This is a genomic window from Flavihumibacter cheonanensis, assembly GCF_022352215.1.
GTDB lineage: Bacteria > Bacteroidota > Bacteroidia > Chitinophagales > Chitinophagaceae > Flavihumibacter > Flavihumibacter cheonanensis.
This window is the reverse complement of sequence record NZ_JAKRWF010000001.1, coordinates 1583590-1604230: the sequence shown is the minus strand read 5'-3', so window position 1 is coordinate 1604230 and position 20641 is coordinate 1583590. Positions and strand designations below refer to the sequence as shown.

Below are 20641 nucleotides of genomic sequence, written 5' to 3'. Positions count from 1 at the left end.
CAAATTACCACCCTCTGCATGGAACCAATTCGGATACTGCTGGTAGAAGATAATGAAGGCGATGTTGTACTTACGCTCGAAGCATTTGAAAGTATAAGGCTGGCAAACAGTGTAAAAGTTGTGAACGATGGAGAAGAAGCCATCCAGTACCTAAATAAAGAAGGAAGCTTTGCAGATGTTGAGGAGCCGGATATGATATTACTGGATATCAATCTTCCAAAAATCGATGGAAAACAGGTGCTTCACTATATAAAAACGCATGAGCGATTTAAAGTAATACCAGTAGTTATTCTTACTTCTTCTTCCGCTGAACGGGATATTAATGAAACCTACTCCAAACATGCGAATTGTTATATTACCAAACCGGTAGATTTCTCCAAGTTTATTACGGTCATAAAGTCTATTGAAACCTTCTGGATCAATATCGTTCAACTTCCGGTTAAACCTATCTGATATGGCAGCGCATTTATCGGTTGATGAATTTATTGAGTCTGTGAAGAAGCGGCAACAGCCATCCGGACTTAGCATATACCAAGAAGCGCTTTGGGAAGAAGGTTGTGGCAATTGGGAAAAAGCGCATGCGCTTATCCAGGATTTACCCGATAAACAAGCTGCATTGCTGCATGCCTACCTGCACCGGGTGGAAGGTGATGAATGGAATGCCCGGTACTGGTATAACAGGGCAGGAGCCAGTATGCCCGCTTTGGATACAAAAGAAGAGTGGAAGGAACTGGTGAAACGATTTCTTACATGAAAGCAGTACATCCTATTTATAACTGGCCTTTTGCAATGGTTTGTCTGAGTTCGCTCTTTTTTTCTGCCAGTTTTAATATGCTGATACCGGAATTGCCGGCTTATTTATCGAGCCTGGGAGGTGCGGAATACAAGGGATTAATCATTGCTCTCTTTACACTCACAGCAGGTATTTCCCGACCCTTTAGTGGAAAACTTACTGATTCGATTGGCAGAATCCCGGTGATGGCCATCGGCAGCCTGGTCTGTTTTGTCTGTGGTTTTTTATACCCCCTGCTCACCTCTGTTGCCGGCTTTTTATTATTGCGACTGATTCATGGATTCTCAACCGGTTTTAAACCTACAGCTACAGCAGCTTACGTGGCAGACCTTGTACCGGTTGGGCGCTGGGGAGAGGCGATGGGTATACATGGGCTCTTTTTCAGTACCGGGATGGCCCTCGGCCCAGCATTGGGAAGTACGATCGTACAGTTTTATTCCATGGATGTCTTGTTTTATGCATCCTCCTTTCTGGCTCTCCTGTCAATTGCTATTCTTTACAATATGAAAGAAACATTGCCTGGAAAACAACGTTTTCAATTGCGCCACCTGCAGGTGGGCAGGAACGATATTTTTGAATGGAAAGTTTTCCCTGCGGCATTGGTTACCCTTCTTTCCTATCTTTCTTATGGCGCAATTCTTACACTGGTTCCTGACTGGGGCGATTTTATCGGCATACACAATAAAGGTTTGTTTTTTATGGTATTCACCATCGCTTCCCTGGTTGTACGCTTTGTAGCAGGTAAGTTTTCGGATAGACGTGGCCGTGAGACAGTAATAAGGGGCGGACTGATCATGCTGGTATTCTCACTGATAGTAATGGCAAGCTGGCAAAGTAGTTGGGGTTTACTTGCTGGTGGAGTGCTCTATGGAATTGCAACCGGAATATTATCTCCCGGTATCAACGCGTGGACAGTTGATATGAGTGATCCCGATAAACGCGGCAAAGCGATGGCAACCATGTATATTGCGCTGGAAGCAGGTATCGGCCTGGGAGCCCTGATTGCAGGAACGATCTACCAGGATCATATCAGCCGGATTCCCGGATTGTTTTACAGCGCTGCCATCATAACCCTGGTAGCCATCGTGTATATGTATTGGAGGAAAAAACATGCATAACGCTATATTAGAGGTACAAGAAATTTCCGTTATGATCGGCGAACGCATGGTCTTGTATCCGATCAGCCTGGAGTTGCTGGCGGGAAAGAAGCTGGCCGTTGCAGGTGAAACAGGCTCGGGTAAATCAACCCTGCTGAAAGCCATCGCAGGTTTGCAAAATTTGAAAAGCGGTACCGTTTATCTGCAAGGTGAGCGGGTAGAAGAAGCCTGGGAGAAACTAATCCCCGGGCATCAGAAGATTGCCTATTTGTCGCAGCATTTTGAATTGCGAAACAATTACCGGGTACAGGAAATTTTATCCTATGCGGAAAAAGTAACGGAACAGGAGGCAGCAGAAATATACCGGCTCTGCCAGATCGATCATTTGCTGAATCGTAAAACAGATCAGTTGTCGGGTGGTGAAAGACAACGTATTGCCATGGCACGACTGCTGGTAGGTGCGCCTGTATTGTTTCTGCTGGATGAACCTTTTTCCAATCTGGATGCACTCCATAAACAGACTATGAAACAAGTGATGCTGGACCTGGGTAAGGTTATGCAAATAAACTGGGTACTGGTATCACACGACCCGGGCGACTGGCTAAGCTGGGCGGATGAACTGTTGATCTTACGTGAGGGTAAGCAGCTTCAGAAGGGAGATCCTGCTAGTCTGTTTAATGCGCCTGAAAATGAATATGCAGCCGGTTTACTGGGTGCTTATTCAGTGTTGAGTGCAAGGGAATGGGAGCAATTGAGCGGCGAGCGATTGGAGGGGCCTAAAATCATACGGCCGGCACAACTTCAGCTTAGCGCTGTTCATACGGCTTCGCTTAAAGGACATATCAAAGAAACTGAATTTGTCGGTTATGGGTACCTGTTAACTATTACACTGGAAGAAGGTAGTTGTATTAAATTATTTCACGAGGAAGCTTGTGAGCCAGATTCAGCGGTTGGCGTTCAACTCAGATAAATTATATTTAGCACTTTATTAAACGATTTGATTTTCCCTTATGCAGAAAACGAACTTCCAGCATCTGTTTAGCATTCCGGTTATAGTAGCTGCCCTTGGTTATTTTGTTGATATCTATGATTTGTTATTGTTTGGAATTGTTAGAATACCCAGCTTGAAAAGTATGGGACTGGATGAAGCGTCGCTTTCCACCGTTGGCGCTTCCATCCTGAACTGGCAGATGACCGGCTTATTGATAGGAGGCATTCTGTGGGGTGTTTTGGGCGATAAAAAAGGGCGCTTATCAGTCTTGTTTGGATCCATCCTTACCTATTCACTTGCCAATATTGCCTGTGGTTTTGTGAAAGATCCGGATACCTATAAGATACTCCGCTTTATTGCAGGTATCGGGCTGGCCGGTGAGCTGGGGGCGGGCATTACGCTGGTAGCCGAGGTATTGCCAAAAAGATTACGTGCCCTTGGAACCTCCCTGGTTGCCGGCGTAGGATTGCTGGGGGCTGTAGCTGCTTATTTTACGGTGGAACTCTTTGACTGGAGAACGGCCTACTTTATTGGAGGAGGAATGGGGATCGCCCTCCTTTTAATGCGGGTGGGAGTATTTGAATCAGGTGTTTTTTCTGCATTAAAAGAACAACATCATGTAAAAAAAGGAAACTTCTTTTCCTTGTTTACCAATAAAGATCGGTTGGTACGCTATCTGAAATGCATTGGAATGGGTCTGCCAACCTGGTTTGTTATTGGCATTCTTGCCACATTTAGCAATGAGTTCGGTACCGCATTGGGAATTGAAACCCCGATACAGCCCGGACTTTCCATCATGTGGTGTTATGTGGGCTTATCCATTGGTGATTTGTCGAGCGGCGTGATCAGTCATGCCCTGGAATCCAGGAAAAAAGCAGTACTCTACATGATGATATTTACTCTTGCAGCCAGCCTGGTGTATCTGTTCGCCGGTATCAATTCGGCCACCATGTTTTACGGGGTCAATTTATTACTGGGCCTCGGAATAGGTTACTGGGCCATGTTTGTAACAATTGGTGCGGAACAGTTTGGAACCAATTTAAGAGCAACTGCAGCCACTACGATACCAAATATGGTTCGTGGTACGGTGGTAGGAATGACCACACTCTATGGTGTATTTAAAGGTGGATTTAGTGTGGTTCAGGCAGGCGCACTGGTGGGCCTGATCTGTTTTATCATAGGTATTTATTCAACGCTTACGATCTCTGAAACACATGGCAGAGATCTTGATTTCCTGGAGGAATAAGATGAAAAGGATAACCATAAAAACGATAGCTGAGCAGCTGGGGTTATCCATTGCTACTGTTTCGCGTGCCTTGCAAAACAGTCATGAAATTTCAGCAACAACAAAAGAAAAGGTTAAGCAGGCAGCCAACGAACTGGGGTATAGTCCGAATGTGTATGCCAGTGGTCTTCGCGCGGGTTCCAGTAAAACCATCGCAGTTATCGTTCCGGAAGTAGAAAATCATTTTTTTTCGCAGGTAATTAGTGGTGTAGAAAGCATCGCACGGCAAAACAATTACCATGTATTGATCTACCTGACGCATGAAGAGCCTGTAAAGGAACTCGAATTTGTTCAACTGCTGGGTAATGGCCGGGCAGATGGTTTACTCATTTCTGTAACTCATAACGGAAACGGATATGCGCACCTGGATCAGCTGGTGGCTGCCAATTATCCCCTTGTATTGTTTGACCGCCTGGTTAATGAACTGGATGTTCCGAAAGTGAGTACCAATAATGAGGTTATCAGTTATGAAGCAACTCGGTTGTTGATTGAGCGGGGAGCTAAACGAATTGCTTTCCTGGGACTGAATCCTGACTTGTATATCATCCGTACCAGATTGGCCGGTTATCAAAAAGCTTTACAAGAATCCGGACCTGGTACAGAATCCATGGTTTTCAGCGGGACTGGCCGAATGGATGAAGATATTGCCAGGTTGAAGGACTTTATCACCATTCATCAACCGGATGCTTTTTTGGGAGCATCCGAATCGATGGCCTTATTGTTATATGAAATCAGTCGACAACAGGGTCAAACTATTCCGGAAAACTATCAAATAATCAGCTTCACCAATCTGGCTGCTGCCCGGTTCCTGAGTCCCTCCCTTACTTCCATCGTGCAGCCAGCCTTTGAAATCGGAAAAGAAGCTGCGGAATTACTTTTTAAAGTGATTAAAAAGAAGAAAATCTATCCGGCGGAAGGGTCTCCCACACTTCCTTCTGTTTTATTGGAAGGCGATTCCATCCGGGCTTTCAGGCCGTAAACGTTTGCATAAGAAAACTTGGGGGTAAGCTGCGGAAAGTGCAATTTTAGGAGCAACATGCTTACCATAAATTAAACGTATGGCTGACCGTCGAAAATTTCTCCAGCAGTCGGCATTGGCTGCAACCGGTGTATTGTTTTTTCCCCATTTCATGAAAGCGGGTGTTCCGCCCAGTTCCAGGGTGGTGATTGGCGTAGTGGGTACCAATAGCAGAGGTGCCTATCTGGCTGAACTTTTTGCGGGTATGCAGGGTGTTGAAGTTGGATATATCTGTGATGTTGACAAACAGGTATTGGAAAAAACCATTGCTGCTATTCAGAAACAGACTGGTAAAAAGCCCAAAGGTTATACCGATGTGCGAAAACTGCTTGAAGAAAAAGACCTGGACGCCATTTGTATTGCCACACCGGATCACTGGCATGCACCTGCCACCCTGATGGCTGTGCAGGCGGGTAAACATGTTTACGTAGAGAAACCCTGTAGCCATAATCCTGCCGAAGGAGAGCTGCTCGTTGCGGCTGCAGTAAAATACGGTAAGCTGATACAGATGGGAAACCAGCGTCGTTCCTTTCCTAAAGTACAACAGGCTATGCAGGAGTTGAAAAATGATGTAATCGGCCGTGTTTATTTTGCAAAGGGATGGTATGCTGCCAATCGAAAATCCATTGGAAAAGGCAAGCCGGCAGCTGTACCGTCACACCTGGATTATGAACTGTGGCAGGGGCCTGCTCCCCGGACGGCCTACCGCGATAACCTGATTCATTACAACTGGCACTGGTTCTGGAATTGGGGGACCGGAGAAGCATTGAATAATGGCACGCATGAAATTGATGTTATGCGCTGGGGGTTGGGTGTGGACTATCCCACCAAAGTGGTGTCAGCGGGAGGGCGGTATGCATTTAACGACGATTGGGAAACCCCCGATACACAAACCATTACATTGGAATTCCCCGACCGGAAAGCGATGTTGTGGGAGTCGCGCAGTTGCAATCCACATACGGTAGAAGGCAGCGGAAGAGGCGTGATTTTCTATGGCGAAAAAGGTACGATGGTAATACCTGGCGGCGATGATTACCAGGTATTTGATCTGGACAATAAACTCATCAAAAAAGTGGAGACAGAAATTGGAAAGATTGATGCCACCAATACGGTAGGTATGGGGGCCAACCTGGATACGATCCACCTGCATAATTTTATTGAAGCGATCCGTAAACAGCAGGTGCTGACATCTCCCATTCTGGAAGGACATAAAAGTACCCTGCTGGCACAACTGGGAAATATCTCCTGGCGTACCGGACGCGTCCTGAATTGTGATCCCCAAAACGGATATATTCTGAATGATAAACAGGCTGCTCAACTCTGGCACCGTGAGTATGCGAAGGGCTGGGAAATGAAATTATAATCCTTAAACTACTGGTATGAGAAATCTACTACTGACGATTGGTTGCATGAGCTTGTTTTTTGTTGCTGCGGCGCAAAACAGTCGCGAACAATGGGTATCACTATTTAACGGTCGCGATTTAAAAGGCTGGAAACAGTTGAATGGCAAAGCCAAATACGAAGTGAAAGATGGTGCAATTGTAGGTACCACAGTATCCGATGAACCGAATTCTTTCCTGGCGACCGAAAAGAATTACACCGATTTTATTCTCGAACTGGAGTTTATGGTGGATCCGAGTATGAATTCCGGTATACAATTTCGAAGTGAGAGCAGGGCAGACTATATGAATGGTCGGGTACACGGTTACCAGATGGAAATTGATCCCTCCAAAAGAGCCTGGAGTGGCGGCATTTATGATGAAGCCAGAAGATTGTGGCTGTATTCCCTCGAATACAATGAGAAAGGCAAATCCGCTTTTAAAAACAACCAGTGGAATCATTACCGGATTGAATGTTTGGGCAAAACCGTTCGCACATTTGTGAATGGAATCCCCACTGCACATCTGGAAGACAGTATGCTCACAAGCGGATTTATTGCTTTGCAGGTACATTCCATAGGGAAAAACGACCAGCCTGGCAAGCAAATCAAATGGAGAAATATCCGCATTCAGACAACTAATCTTCAGCCCAAAAAAGCTGAACCCATTTTTATTGTAAACCTGAATCCAAACAGTCTCTCCGCTGAAGAAAAAGCCCAGGGAGTAAGGCTGCTTTGGAATGGCATAGATACCAAAGGCTGGAGAGGGGCGCATAAGGATAAGTTCCCGGAAAAAGGCTGGCAAATTCAGAACGGTGTTTTAAGTGTACTGCCTGGTGGGGGTGGTGAATCCACCAACGGTGGCGATATTGTTACTGAAGAAGAATTCAGTGCTTTTGAATTGCAGTTTGAATTCCGGATTACGCCGGGTGCCAACAGTGGCGTAAAATACTTCGTAACAGAAAATGAACAAAGCAGTGGTTCTGCTATTGGGCTGGAATACCAGGTGCTCGACGATGAAAAACATCCGGATGCGAAAATGGGAGTGGTGGGTAACCGTACGATGGCATCTCTTTATGACCTGATACCTTCCCTGAAAATGGACCAGTCGAGGCGCAAACCCGGCGAGTGGAACAAAGGCATGATCCGTGTATACCCCGATAACCGGATCGAACATTTTTTAAACGGATATAAAGTAGTCGAATACGTGCGCGGAACTCCCATTTATTATGCACTTGTTGCCCGTAGCAAATATGCAAACTGGAAAGATTTCGGTATGGCTCCCCAGGGACATATTTTGTTGCAGGACCATGGCGATGCAGTAGACTACAGATCAATTAAAGTTAGAAGTATGAAGTAGTTATTTACTTCTAAATTCATAATTCATAATTCTCACTTGTTTATGTCTTTTTTAAAAAATTTCTCTCTCGAAGGAAAAGTTGTAATTGTTACCGGTGGCACCGGAGTTTTAGGTGGTGCATTTGTAGAGGCGATCGGTGATGCCGGAGCTGCTGTTGGAGTATTGGGTCGCAATGCCGCAGTGGCAGAAGAAAGGGCAGAAAAGATCCGCTTGAACGGCGGAAAAGCGATCGCCCTGGTGGCCGATGTCATGAAGGAAGAGGAATTGCTGAAAGCCAGGGATCGGATGATTGATGAGTTTGGCAAGATAGACGGACTCGTAAATGGTGCGGGTGGTAACATGCCGATAGGTGTATTGCAAAACAACGAGGATCTGTTCACCATGAATCTTGAAGGCATGAAAACCGTAATGGATATTAATCTGTGGGGTACCATACTGCCGACACAAATTTTTGGTCCTGCACTGGCAAAAAATGAAACCGCCAGTATCGTGAATATTTCCTCCATGAACTCTAAACAGGCAGTTACCAAAGTGCTCGGCTACAATCTTGGCAAAGCGGCGGTGGATTGTTATAACGAATGGTTTGCAGTGGAACTGGCCAAACGGTATGGAGACCGTATCCGTATGAATGCGCTTACACCGGGTTTCTTCCTGACGGAACAGAATCGCAAACTGGTATGGCAACCTGATGGAACGCTGACTGAACGCGGACAATCCATCATCAGTAATACCCCATTCAAACGCTTTGGCAAACCAGAAGAACTCACTGGTGCGCTGATCTGGTTGTTGAGTGATGCCTCCCGGTTTGTGACCGGCTCCCAGGTAGTGATTGATGGAGGTTTTTCCATTTTTAGTGGTGTGTAATTCAAACTTTCAGTAAAGAAGTATTCATGCAAAAGCTGTCCATACAATGGCCGGGAGAAAATTTTCTCTTACAAAATGAACCTGCCCGCCGCCTATATTTTGATGTTGCCAAAGACCTGCCGATCATTGATTATCATTGTCATCTTTCCCCGGAAGAGATTGCCACCAATAAACAATTTGCCAATTTGACTGAGATCTGGCTCAAAGGGGATCATTATAAATGGAGGGCGATGCGGGCACTGGGAATAGCTGAAGAACTGATTACCGGTGCTGCGTCAGATGAAGAAAAATTCAAAGCATGGGCTTCGATCGCACCACGTACTGTTCGTAATCCCTTGTTTCACTGGAGCACAATGGAACTGGCCAATCCTTTTGGTATTTATGAATTCCTGAACAGTAAAACAGCTGATTCCATTTATCGGCATTGCAATGATTTGCTAAACACCGATGCGTTCCGAACACAAGCGCTTATTCGTAACCGTAAGGTTGAAATGGTTGGAACAACCGATGACCCCTGTGATGATCTCCGCTATCACCAGGCATTCACAAAACCGGAGGCAGACTTTAAAGTGCTGCCCAGCTTCCGCCCGGATCCAGTATTGAATGTGAACAACCAGGCAGCCTGGCTGAGTTATATAGAGAAACTTGAAACGGTAAGCGGGCAATCCATTCATGAACTCGATGACTTGCTAACGGTATTGGATAACCGCATTGATTATTTTCATGCAAATGGTTGCAGAGTGGCAGATCTTGGACTTGTACAATTACCGGATCTTACGCAGTTGAAAGATAAAAAACAGGTAGAGCAGGATTTCCGACTTTTACTGGCTACCAAAAATTACCAGGTTCAGGCCCCGGATGCTTTGTCTGGCTTTATCCTGCTGCATTTATGCCGTAGTTATCATGCAAAGGGATGGGTGCAACAGTTTCACCTGGGGGCCATCCGAAATCTCAATACACGCTTACTGCGTAAGCTGGGCGCTGATGCAGGAGTGGATTCCATTGGTGATGACCAGCAGGCCATGCGCCTGGCCAGGTTCCTCGATGCCCTGGACCAGACAGATCAATTGGCTAAAACCATCCTGTATAACCTAAATCCTGCGCTGAATGAAGTGTTTGCCAGTATGGCCGGCAATTTTATGGATGGGAAAACCATCGGCAAAATTCAGTTTGGATCGGGCTGGTGGTTCCTGGATCAGTTGGATGGCATGGAAAAACAATTAAACGCACTTTCCCATATAGGTTTGCTCAGCAGTTTTATCGGAATGACTACCGATAGCCGAAGTTTTCTTTCCTATTCAAGGCATGAATATTTCCGGAGGCTCTTGTGTAATCTGATTGGTACCGATATTAAAAAGGGGTTATTGCCAAATGATCTGAACTGGATGGGTGGCATTGTTGCGGATATCTGCTATCACAATGCCAAAGCCTATTTTGAAAAGCCCTGATTTTTTTGGCACCGGAATAGGGGTAAGGGTATTATTCGTTGTCGGATTCTCAAATAGCAAGAATCATGACGATCAAATCAATGCTGGTGGCAATGGCGTTGCTCACCCTCGGAAACCTGTCACTTCAGGCACAGCAAAACCAAACCATTTTTAAATCCAATGGCATTCGCAAATCCGGCGGATATGGTGCGATCACCAATAAGTTTACCCGAATCAATGGACAGTTTGCCAATATCAATGAAGTGTATGGTGGCTGGTATATCAATCGCTCTTTTCTGATTGGTGTTGCAGGTGGAGCAACGACCAACCGAATCGCTGTACCGGATGCCAATAAGATCTGGGACGGAGAACGAATGACCTATCAATACGGACAATTCGGTTTGATGACAGAATATGTGGTCGGTTCTACCAAAAAAGTTCATTTCACTGTCAACCTAATTACCGGTGCCGGCTTCATACTGCAATACGACCGTGGCGATTACGACCATTGGGAAGACTATGACAGCCGTAATCCAAACTTTTTTTTCCTGATGGAACCCGGCGCACAAGTTGAGTTAAATCTTACGAACTGGATGCGTTTCAGTCCGGGTGTTTCTTACCGCCGTGCTTTTGGTTCCAACAGTAAAGGCCTGAGTGATGAAGACCTGAGTGGGATATCGGCAAATATCACCTTAAAGTTTGGCAGATTTTAAATTGGGTCAGTTTCCCCAGTATTGCACCTGGATCCGGATATCCCGGTTGCGGCCCTTGTCATCTGTACAGGAAATTTTTACAGGTCCGGCTACAGGCTGAAAGAATACTCTTTCCTTCACGCCGGCTGATTTAAAATAACGATCATTGATATACCAGTGAACCCGTAGTACATCCGAAGCAGCCTGGCACTGCAGCAAAAGCGGTTCCGGGTTGCTTTTTTCCAATAAGTACTCACTGCCATTGCGTGGAGAAAGAATCGCAGGCGCTCCCTCCCGAAATACCTGCTCACAGTCGGGGTTATGCGGAGGGATTTTTTTAAAGGTAATTTTGCGTTCATCCATCCAACGCAACAATGCCGGTTCATATAGCGGGTACCGTTCTTTTTTATATCCGGCAACGGGGAGGCATTGCATACAATAGGAATAGATGCCATCCGAACGAATGGGAATTTCCCTGCTGTGTTCGCAGGTTTTGTTGCCAGACACCAATGGAATAAAATAATCTGTGATCTGTGATTCGCAGTATTCTCCTGTTGGTAGTCCACTCGTAGCGCAGACTTTTCGTATGTCACAATCAGCGGGCTGTGTAAACCAATCCTGGTCGGAATCATAATCAATGATGTTAAAGAGCCGGAATAACAGGGGGGTAGCAGTTTCTGCCCCACTGAGGGATGCTGCGGATTCACCTGAAAAATTGCCCACCCAAACCCCAATTGTATAACGCTGGTTATAACCGATGCTCCAGGCATCCCGACGTCCATAGGAGGTGCCGGTCTTCCAGGCAATTTTAGGCATTTTCTCTGTGCTCTGCCAGCTCAACGGAAAATCAGGCCGGTTTACCTTGCTTAAAACCTGGTTGATCATGTAGGCCGAAGCAGTAGATAATACAGTTTGCTGGAATTGATTGGTGTCGATGCTGGTAAATTGGAGAGGACGATAAATACCTCCCCGTGCAAAGCTACTGAACAGGGAGGTTAACTCTTCCAGGCTGGTTCCGCAACCGCCCAGCACCATGGATAATCCCAGTTTTCCCCGGTCTTTTTTGATCTGCTGAAAGCCAATACCGGAAAGGGCTTCAATCAGTTTGTCCTTGCCCAGCGAAGCCAGTGTGCGAACCGCCGGAATATTGAGGCTGTGATCCAGGGCGTATTCCATGCTTACTGCTCCATTGAACTGACGGTCAAAATTTTCGGGCGCATATCCTTCATAGTTAGTGGCTACATCAGACAACATGGTCTTAGGTGTTAGGAGTCCGGCATCAATCGCCAACCCATATACCAGCGGTTTTAAGGTACTGCCTGGCTGGCGGATAGCAGCCGCGCCGTTTACCTGTCCGCCATCTGCAACATCATTAAAATCTGCAGATCCCAGGTAACTTATGACTATTCCACTGGCGTTTTCCACTACAATAACAGCAGCATTGCGAATGGATTGATACCGAAGGGGCCGGATATAATCAGCCACCAGTTTCTCCACTTGTAATTGAGTGTTTAAATCGATGGCGGTTGGAATGGTGCTGGCGCCTGAGTTGCGTAATTTGTATGAAAGATGTGGGATGAATCGCGGTGCCGAATGCCGGTAAGCAGTAAGTGGTTCTTCGATGGCGTCCCGGATATCGTTTTCAGGGAAGATGCCGTTTTGCCGGAATTGTTGCAGCCATCGGTTGCGTTCTGTTACAATTCGATCATTGTGTTTGCCCATAACCAGGGAATTGGGACGGTTCGGGATCACTGAAAGGGCCATGATTTCTGCCAGGGATAAATGATCAGGATTTTTCTCAAAATACAGGACCGATGCAGATTTTACGCCTTCGATGTTACCCCCATAAGGCACAAGGTTCAGGTAGAGTTGTAGTATTTCTTTTTTACTGTAACGAATCTCTATCTGCAGGGCACGAAAACTTTCAGTTATCTTCTTCCACCAGGTTCTCCTGCCAGGTTCCAGGGCCCTTGCTACCTGCATCGTAATGGTGGAAGCGCCGGAAGTTCTTTTGCCTTTGATGAGATTATTCCAGCCTGCTCTAATAACGGCAACCGGATTTACTCCGGGATGATAGTAAAACCAGCGATCTTCTTTTTCAAGGATGGCTTTTTGCAGTAAAGGTGAGATTTCAATAAGCTCTGTTTTCATCCGCCATTTCTGATCGGAGGTTAAAAATGCATGCACCACCCTGCCTTTGTTGTCTTTAATAATTGGTGACCATTCCGGTTCATCAGGAAGGGGGAACAACAATTGCAAAAGCAAAAAGAACATTCCCGCTCCCAGTAGGAGGAGGACAGTTTTTTTGATTCGATTGGAAAACTTCAAGGTACTTGATTGCTTTAACAAACTTACTGGTTTCCGATATTTTGATTTCGTTAAACTAGTGAATACATTTGGTAACAATTCCAACCTACTATGTTTTCCCTGAAACGAATCTCCTTTTACCTTATCCTGTTTTTCTCCTTCCTGGCCTGTAACCGAAAAGCAGTAGTGCTTGAATATACCAATGCTGAAAAAGAAGTGATGCCCTTGCAGAACCTGGTATTCCGGTTCAATCATCCCATCGTTTCTGACAGTTTGCTGAATCGATGGGATTCTACGGAGTATGTGCAGTTTGAACCGGCAATTCGGGGCAAATTCCGGTGGGAACAATCCAATCTGCTGGTCTTTTCTCCCGCAGCTCCTTTGCTGCCGGCAACAAATTATACCGCGCGACTTACCTCCGCTATTTTGAATGGATCTGCATTTAATCAGATAGAAAACGGCGATAAACTTCAATTCAGTACACCGCTACTCAACCTGGATGAAATAAATGCTTCCTGGGTGTTGACGGAAGAAGGCAGTACGAATCCGGTTCCGCAACTGGATCTTTACTTTAATTATAAACTGGATCCTTCCCGGCTGAAAGAACAACTTCGCATATTAAAAGGAGAAACAGCTATACCTTATTCATTGCTGACGGTGGGTATAGATTCCAAAATGACCCTGCGTCTGCAAGGACTAAAAGCAGAAGATAAGGACCTTTCTCTGGACCTTGTACTGGAGAAGGGACTTGCCCCGGATGGAGGGAAACAGGGATTGAAAGAAGCAGTTAAACAGCCGGTGGTGCTGGCCTCCCCATTTGTGCTTACCATCAATGGCGTGCAACCCGAACACGACGGAACTACCGGCCGCATATTGGTGCGAACCAGCCAGCAGGTGGTCGAAGCGGGGATAAAAAACTTTATCACCCTGGATCCCGCGGTTGCTTTTCAGGTGCAACCCATGGAAGATGGGTTTATGATCATGAGTGATAAATTCGACTCCGAAAAATCATATCAACTGGAAATTAAAAAAGGACTGAAAGGGGTATTGGGCGGGCAATTAAAAGAAGAACAAATCGAGTCAATTGCTTTTGGAGAACTGGAGCCATCCATTCGTTTTATGAACGGCAAAGCCAGTTATTTATCAGCGGAAGGAGCGCGCAATATCGAGATCAAAATAGTGAATGTGGCAAAGGTGAAACTGGTTGTTTCAAAAATTTATGAATCCAATCTGCTTGCAGCGAATCGCTATGGCTATTATCCCAAAGAATCAAATGGCGTAACTGATTATGATGAATATTATTATGAGGGAGAAGGCGATTTTACCCTCGGCGATGTGATCTTTGAAAAAGAGATCGATACCCGTTCGTTGCCGCGTGTTGGCAGTTCCCAATTACTTGAATTTAACCTGGAGGACCGTCTGCCGGAACTCAAAGGTGCCTATCATATTAAGGTTCGGTCGATGGATGATTACTGGGTGAGTGACAATCGTATGATTTCACTTTCAGATATTGGGTTGATTGTGAAAGAAGGACAGGAGAAGATTTTTGTCTTTGCCAATTCCATTACGTCCGCAACAGCCCTCACCGGTGTGAACCTCGTGGCTTATGGGGCCAATAACCAGGTGTTGGGTATGGGGACCACCAATTCAGAAGGGGTTGCAGAAATCAGTTATGCCAGAAAGGAACAGGCTGGTTTTCGTCCGGCTATGATTATTGCCAAAACCGCTACTGACTTCAACTATCTGCTCTTTGGCAATACCCGTGTGAATACATCCCGTTTTGATGTAGGTGGGAAACGGTTGAATGCAACCGGACTTGATGCATTTGTTTATACAGAGCGGGGAATTTATCGTCCGGGTGAACAGGTGCATTTTGCTGCCATCGTACGTGACTATAACTGGAATCCGGTTGCTGATCTTCCGATTAAGGGAAAAGTATTGTTCCCTACTGGTAAAGAGATGAGAAACTTCCGAAAAACGCTGAATAAAGAAGGCAGTACGGATGGAAGTATTGATATCCCTGTTGCGGCTATAACAGGCACCTATATCCTTGAATTGTACAGTGGGAATGATGTACTGCTGAACAGTCTGCCCATCCAGGTAGAAGAATTTGTGCCAGATCGTATCAAAGTACAAACCACACTGGATAAAAAAGAGCTCAAGCCCGGTGAAACAGCCACGCTGTTTTTGGAGGCACAGAATTTTTTTGGTCCGCCTGCTGCCAACCGGAATTATGAAACCGAAATCCAGGTAAAGCAAGTCCTTTTCTCACCGAAGAAATACAGTAGCTACCAGTTTTCCCTCACCAACCAGCAAAGCTTCTTTGATAAAAAACTGGAAGAGGGGCAAACCGATGCGGAGGGCCAAGCCCGTATTTCTTATACGGTTCCTGCTTTGTATAAGATGATCGGATTATTGCAGGCGAAATTCTTTACTACTGTGTTTGATGAAACCGGCCGGCCAGTAAGCAGGATGGTGCAGGCGGATATCAGTACGCAGGACGCTTTCCTTGGAATTGGTGACAATGGATATGATTATTTTCCTTTGAACCAGGCCGTGAAGTTTCCCCTGATTGCCTTGAATAAGGCTGAGCAGGTAGTAACAAATCAGAAAGCAACTGTGGAAGTAATCAAACATGAATACAGGACCGTATTAAGCAAAAGTGGATCCTATTTCCGGTATGAAAGCCAGAAGGAGGAAAAGATCCTGGCCAGCAGCACGGTAACCATTTCCGGAGAGAACTCGTCCTATAGTTTTATACCCAGGTCTCCGGGTAATTATGAACTTCGTTTAAGCCTTCCTGGTAGTACCACCTATGTGAGCAGAACTTTTTATAGTTATGGAAGTTGGGGTGGTGATTATACCTCTTTCGAAGTAAATACGGATGGGAATATTGACATTGAAACCGATAAGGAAGTATACAACCCGGGAGAGGAAGTAAAGCTTCTTTTTAAAACACCGTTCAGCGGTCGTTTGCTGGTTACAATGGAGCATGACAAAGTACTGAGCTACCAATACCTGAATGTGGAGAAGCGAAGCGCTACACTTACCTTGCCAATCAGCGAAGCTCATTTGCCGAATGTATACGTCACAGCAACCCTCATAAAAGCACATACGGTAAGTGATCTTCCACTGACAGTTGCTCATGGATTTAAAGGATTAACGGTAAGGGATAAACGCCGTTCTATTCCGGTAGAAATCCTGGCTGAAGTCTCGAGCCGGTCTAAGAAAACCCAGCAGGTACGGGTAAAAGCAGTGCCAGGTTCGATGGTTACTTTGGCTGCGGTGGATAATGGCGTGCTGCAGGTTACAGATTACAAAACCCCGGATCCATACGGATATTTTTATGCTGACAGATCCCTTGGTGTAAATGCATTTGATATGTATCCGCTACTGTTTCCGGAATTGAAAACGACACGAAGCAGTACGGGTGGGGATGGTGAGCTCAGAATGGACCAGCGGGTGAATCCCATGCCGAATAAACGGGTAAAGATTTTATCGTACTGGAGCGGATTGGTAAGTACTGGTAGTGATGGAGAAGCTTCGTTCAATGTTGAGATACCTGCCTTTTCGGGGGAGGTTCGGTTGATGGCAGTGGCGCACGCAGGCAACCGGTTCGGTTCAGCTGAAAAAACGATGAAAATTGCGGATCCGGTTGTCATTAGTACTGCTTTGCCAAGGTTTATGAGTCCGGGTGATAGTATTGAAATACCTGTAACGCTTAGTAATACAACTGCCAAATCAATGACGGGCACTGCCACTATCAAAGTCAGCGGCTCAATAACAGCCTACGGAGCTGCAGAACAACCAGTTACGATTGATGCCAACTCAGAACAACGGCTTGTATTTACAGCGGCAGCAAACCCGTCTATCGGCAACGGACAGGTGAAAATTGATGTGAAAGCAGGAGGGGCGATTTATTCAGAAGAAGTAGATATTACAGTTCGACCTGCTTCTACCTTGCAGAAAAGAACCGGGTCAGGAGTTGTAAAGGCAAATGGTTCAGTGAACCTGAACATTGGAGATCCTGATTTTATGCCCACATCGGAACGGAAAAAACTGGTAGTGAGTCGTTCTCCGGTGCTGGAATTGGGAAATATACTGGAAAGGTTGGTTAACTATCCATATGGGTGTACAGAACAGAGTATTTCAGCGGCCTTTCCACAATTGTATTTTGGAGAGTTTAGTGAATTACTACAAAAAGGAGATGCATCGCGCAAGGCGGCAGCAGCGAATGTATTGGAAGCGATTCGTAAAATTAAAATGCGGCAATTGTACAATGGCGCCGTAACGCTTTGGGACAATGACCGCACCGAGCAATGGTGGACCAGTATTTATGCGGCTCATTTTTTGATTGAAGCAAGAAAAGCCGGATTTGAAGTGGATCGTTCCCTGTTGGAAACGCTTCTGAATTACATCAATCAACGCCTGAGTGTTAGAAATACCATTACTTACTATTACAATGACAACCAGCAGAAGAAGATAGCTCCTAAAGAAGTGGCTTACAGCTTATACGTACTTGCGCTGGGTGGTAAGGCAAATATATCAGTGATGAATTATTACAAATCAAAACCCGATCAGCTGAGCCTGGATAGCAAATACCTGTTGTCTGCCGCTTTTGCATTGGCGGGGGATCGCAATCGGTTTGCTGAATTATTACCCTCCTCCTTTTCAGGAGAGCAATCTGTAGCTGTTACAGGTGGTAGTTTTTATTCTCCCCTTCGGGATGAAGCAATTGCGCTCAATGTATTAATTGAAGTGCAGCCGGATCATCCACAGGTGGCGGGCATGGCTAAAAATGTAGCAAAGCGTTTTAAAGAATTAAATTGGTTCAGCACCCAGGAAGCATCGTTTGGTATGCTGGCTCTGGGGAAACTTGCAGCCCGACAGGCCACTACTACAGCAACCGCAACGATTCAGATCAATGGTAAAACGATTGCCACGCTGAAAGATAAACTGCTGACGGTTGAAGCTGCTTCAATCGGTAATGGGCCAGTACAGATCAGTTCAAACGGTGGACCCGTTTATTACTGGTGGGAAGCGGAAGGGATCAGTGCAAGCGGATCCTATAAGCAGGAGGACCAATACCTCAAAATCCGGAGAGCTTTCTTTGACCGGAACGGGAAACCGATTGCAGGCAGAAATTTTCGGCAGAACGACCTCGTTGTGGTTCAGCTAACCCTTGAAAAAGCGTATGCAGGTGCTATTGATAATGTAGTTATTACGGATTTGCTTCCTGCCGGATTTGAAATTGAAAATCCAAGGATAAAAGATATTCCTGGTATGGACTGGATAAAAGATGCAGGTACTCCAACAGCAATGGATATACGCGATGACCGGCTGCATCTGTTTGTGGATGCTACTAATAACCGGCAAGTGTATTATTACACGGTGCGTGCGGTTTCTCCAGGTACATTTCAACAGGGACCAGTAAGCGCAGATGCTATGTATAACAATGATTATCATTCCTATCATGGTGCAGGGAAAATAGTGATCACAAGCCGGTAAAAATGAATATTGATACGAGTGTTGAGTTCATAAAGCTGGTACGGGATACAGCCAGGGAAGCGGAATTGAGAGGAGAATTGCCGGAGGCTGTATGGGATCAGGTAATTACAGCCAACTGGCTGAACCTCTATCTGCCGGCAGACCTGAGAGGAATGGGCATGGAATTCCCGGAAGCAGTGGAAGCTCTGGAAAAATTAGCATGGATAGATGGCTCACTAGGTTGGACCATCACGCTTTGCAGTGGGGCACACTGGTTTCTTGGTTATCTGGATAAAACCTTACAGGCTGATTTACTGATCCAGGAAGGCTTGTGTATTACAGGTAGTGGGCATGCCGGAGGTGTTACGGTTCCATTGGATGGTGGTTATTGGATAAAAGGAGAATGGCAGCATGCAAGTGGTGCTTCCAGGGCAACTTACCTGACTGCCAATTTTACTATGAATGGAACAGTTGTTGCAATGTTGCTGGATGCAAAAGAAGTAGAGCTGGTCAAAAACTGGTCAACCATGGGAATGAAAGCTACGGCTAGCAATGGTTTTCGGGTTGCTCCGCAATGGATTCCTGCACGAAGAGCTTTTGATATTGATCCGGAAAGGGCAACCCATCCGGATCCGGTTTTTAAATTACCTTTTGAATTACTGGCAGCCTATACGCTCGCAGCCAATATAACAGGAATGGTTAAACGTTTTGTTGAATTGGCAGAACATCAGGCCAGGATTTCAACGCAACCCTTTAATCAATTGAGAATGGAGCTCTTTGAAGCCTGTCGGGAAAACTGGGAACAGGTGAAGCGAGGCATACATCCCGGGCAGACGGCTATTGGTGTTGCCTGTAATGAAGCCAGAAACCTTACCCGCCTAGGCTTAGTATTAGTGCAGAATCTGTACGGATATCAGTCGCTGGCCGGCGCTAAAGAACATACTGAACTAAATCGTGTGTGGAGAAACATTCATACCGCTGCCCTGCATCCTTTATTGAGAAGCATCCCTTAAGGAAAGTTCTTCCTGGAGGTAGTCAGCAATCCTTTGGGTCATATCGCGCCAGCGGCGTCTCGCACCCGGGCCCCCTCCGAACACCGGATTGAAATGTTTGTGAAGCTCATGTCCGGCGCCTTCATATAACTGAACATAATGGGCAATACCTGCACGATGGGCTTCCCGGGCAATGATTTCAGTGCCGAAAAATGGTCCTGCCGTATTATTGGAAGGTACTACCCGATCCTTGCTGCCGTGTATGGAGACAATCGGAACCCTGGCATTTTTAATCCACGTACTATCATATATTGAACCCCACATATTGACAGCGGCCAGTACCCGGTTAGGATTGTGGGTGGTGTCGAGACTGGCACTATTGTCACGTTTAAGATAGGTGGCCAGTTCCGATTCACTGCTGCAAACTTCGTGGAGTGCCATCATGCCACCGGCTGAATTTCCGGCCAGGATGATTTTATCCGGATCAATACCGTATTGTTCGTGATTCCGTTTGAAGTAATCAATGGCTAATTGCAGGTCTTTCAATGCTTCAAAACAACCGTCGGCAAGATCTTCAAAACGGGAGAGGGGCTTTTTTTTACTCTTCCTGTAATTGATCGATGCAACAGCATATCCCCTTTTGGCAAATTCTCTAGCCCAGAAAGGAGTACTGTCGGATGCTTTATTACCTAGTTTAAATCCGCCGCCATGCATGGCAATGATCAAGGGACGTCTGCGGTTTTTGTCTTCGGAGGATGCATACCAGTCGAATTTGTGGAACCTTTTTTTAACGCCAGGTGTTTCCTGTTCCTGGTAGGAAAGATTTCTTTTATGGTCCACTTTTTCAAACTGGATGTCTTTGTACCGAATGCTCACTTTCGGCTGTGCTTGTGTGTTAGTAAGAATGAATCCCGACAGCATCCCTGTCAAAACTGCCCGTATTAGCATAG

Annotated in this window: 15 protein-coding genes; 13 read left to right on the top strand and 2 right to left on the bottom strand. The window is 45.8% G+C overall.

What is annotated here, in order from left to right:
• Positions 1 to 18: 18 nt before the first annotated feature.
• The 11 genes from MD536_RS07105 to MD536_RS07055 all read left to right on the top strand — a co-directional run bounded on the left by MD536_RS07105 (position 19) and on the right by MD536_RS07055 (position 10926).
• Positions 19 to 453 carry a response regulator gene (locus MD536_RS07105; RefSeq protein ID WP_239597109.1) on the top strand — a complete coding sequence of 145 codons (435 nt, stop codon included), beginning with the start codon at positions 19 to 21 and terminating at the stop codon, positions 451 to 453.
• A gap of 1 nt (position 454) precedes the next feature.
• Positions 455 to 754: a hypothetical protein gene (locus MD536_RS07100; RefSeq protein ID WP_239597107.1), complete on the top strand. Its 300-nt coding sequence runs from the start codon at positions 455 to 457 to the stop codon at positions 752 to 754.
• Positions 751 to 1911, top strand: a complete 1161-nt coding sequence (locus MD536_RS07095; protein WP_239597105.1) for an MFS transporter — start codon at positions 751 to 753, stop codon at positions 1909 to 1911. Before MD536_RS07100 ends, MD536_RS07095 begins: the two co-directional genes overlap by 4 nt.
• 31 nt (positions 1912 to 1942) lie before the next feature.
• On the top strand, positions 1943 to 2860 hold the full coding sequence (locus MD536_RS07090) for an ATP-binding cassette domain-containing protein (protein ID WP_239597103.1): 918 nt from the start codon (positions 1943 to 1945) through the stop codon (positions 2858 to 2860).
• Positions 2861 to 2900: 40 nt separating this feature from the next.
• Positions 2901 to 4127: an MFS transporter gene (locus MD536_RS07085; RefSeq protein WP_239597101.1), complete on the top strand. Its 1227-nt coding sequence runs from the start codon at positions 2901 to 2903 to the stop codon at positions 4125 to 4127.
• A complete protein-coding gene (locus tag MD536_RS07080) occupies positions 4096 to 5145 on the top strand; it encodes a LacI family DNA-binding transcriptional regulator (protein WP_239597099.1) in 1050 nt (349 codons plus the stop codon). Before MD536_RS07085 ends, MD536_RS07080 begins: the two co-directional genes overlap by 32 nt.
• A gap of 79 nt (positions 5146 to 5224) precedes the next feature.
• Entirely contained in the window at positions 5225 to 6547 is a 1323-nt protein-coding gene (locus MD536_RS07075) for a Gfo/Idh/MocA family protein (protein ID WP_239597098.1), read from the top strand.
• Positions 6548 to 6563: 16 nt separating this feature from the next.
• The gene (locus MD536_RS07070) at positions 6564 to 7922 is read left to right on the top strand and encodes a 3-keto-disaccharide hydrolase (RefSeq protein WP_239597096.1); all 1359 of its coding nucleotides are present in this window, start codon (positions 6564 to 6566) and stop codon (positions 7920 to 7922) included.
• A gap of 42 nt (positions 7923 to 7964) precedes the next feature.
• Entirely contained in the window at positions 7965 to 8786 is an 822-nt protein-coding gene (locus tag MD536_RS07065; RefSeq protein ID WP_239597094.1) for an SDR family oxidoreductase, read from the top strand.
• 26 nt (positions 8787 to 8812) lie between these two features.
• Positions 8813 to 10234, top strand: coding sequence for a glucuronate isomerase (uxaC, locus tag MD536_RS07060; RefSeq protein WP_239597092.1), 1422 nt, complete (start codon positions 8813 to 8815; stop codon positions 10232 to 10234).
• 65 nt (positions 10235 to 10299) lie between these two features.
• Positions 10300 to 10926 carry a hypothetical protein gene (locus tag MD536_RS07055; protein ID WP_239597090.1) on the top strand — a complete coding sequence of 209 codons (627 nt, stop codon included), beginning with the start codon at positions 10300 to 10302 and terminating at the stop codon, positions 10924 to 10926.
• A gap of 6 nt (positions 10927 to 10932) precedes the next feature.
• Here MD536_RS07055 and pbpC read toward each other — a convergent pair whose 3' ends face one another.
• Positions 10933 to 13254, bottom strand: coding sequence for a penicillin-binding protein 1C (pbpC, locus tag MD536_RS07050; protein WP_239597088.1), 2322 nt, complete (start codon positions 13252 to 13254; stop codon positions 10933 to 10935).
• A 69-nt stretch (positions 13255 to 13323) separates the two neighbouring features.
• On the opposite strand from pbpC, the gene MD536_RS07045 reads away from it, so the two are divergent.
• Both MD536_RS07045 and MD536_RS07040 read left to right on the top strand, forming a co-directional pair.
• A complete protein-coding gene (locus tag MD536_RS07045; protein WP_239597086.1) occupies positions 13324 to 18720 on the top strand; it encodes an alpha-2-macroglobulin family protein in 5397 nt (1798 codons plus the stop codon).
• Between the two features lie 2 nt (positions 18721 to 18722).
• Positions 18723 to 19712, top strand: a complete 990-nt coding sequence (locus MD536_RS07040) for an acyl-CoA dehydrogenase family protein (RefSeq protein WP_239597084.1) — start codon at positions 18723 to 18725, stop codon at positions 19710 to 19712.
• Here the strand turns inward: MD536_RS07040 and MD536_RS07035 are convergent.
• Positions 19692 to 20639 (bottom strand): alpha/beta hydrolase, encoded by a 948-nt coding sequence (locus MD536_RS07035; RefSeq protein WP_239597082.1) that lies wholly within the window; start codon positions 20637 to 20639, stop codon positions 19692 to 19694. The genes MD536_RS07040 and MD536_RS07035 overlap by 21 nt on opposite strands.
• Between the last annotated feature and the right edge of the window lie 2 nt (positions 20640 to 20641).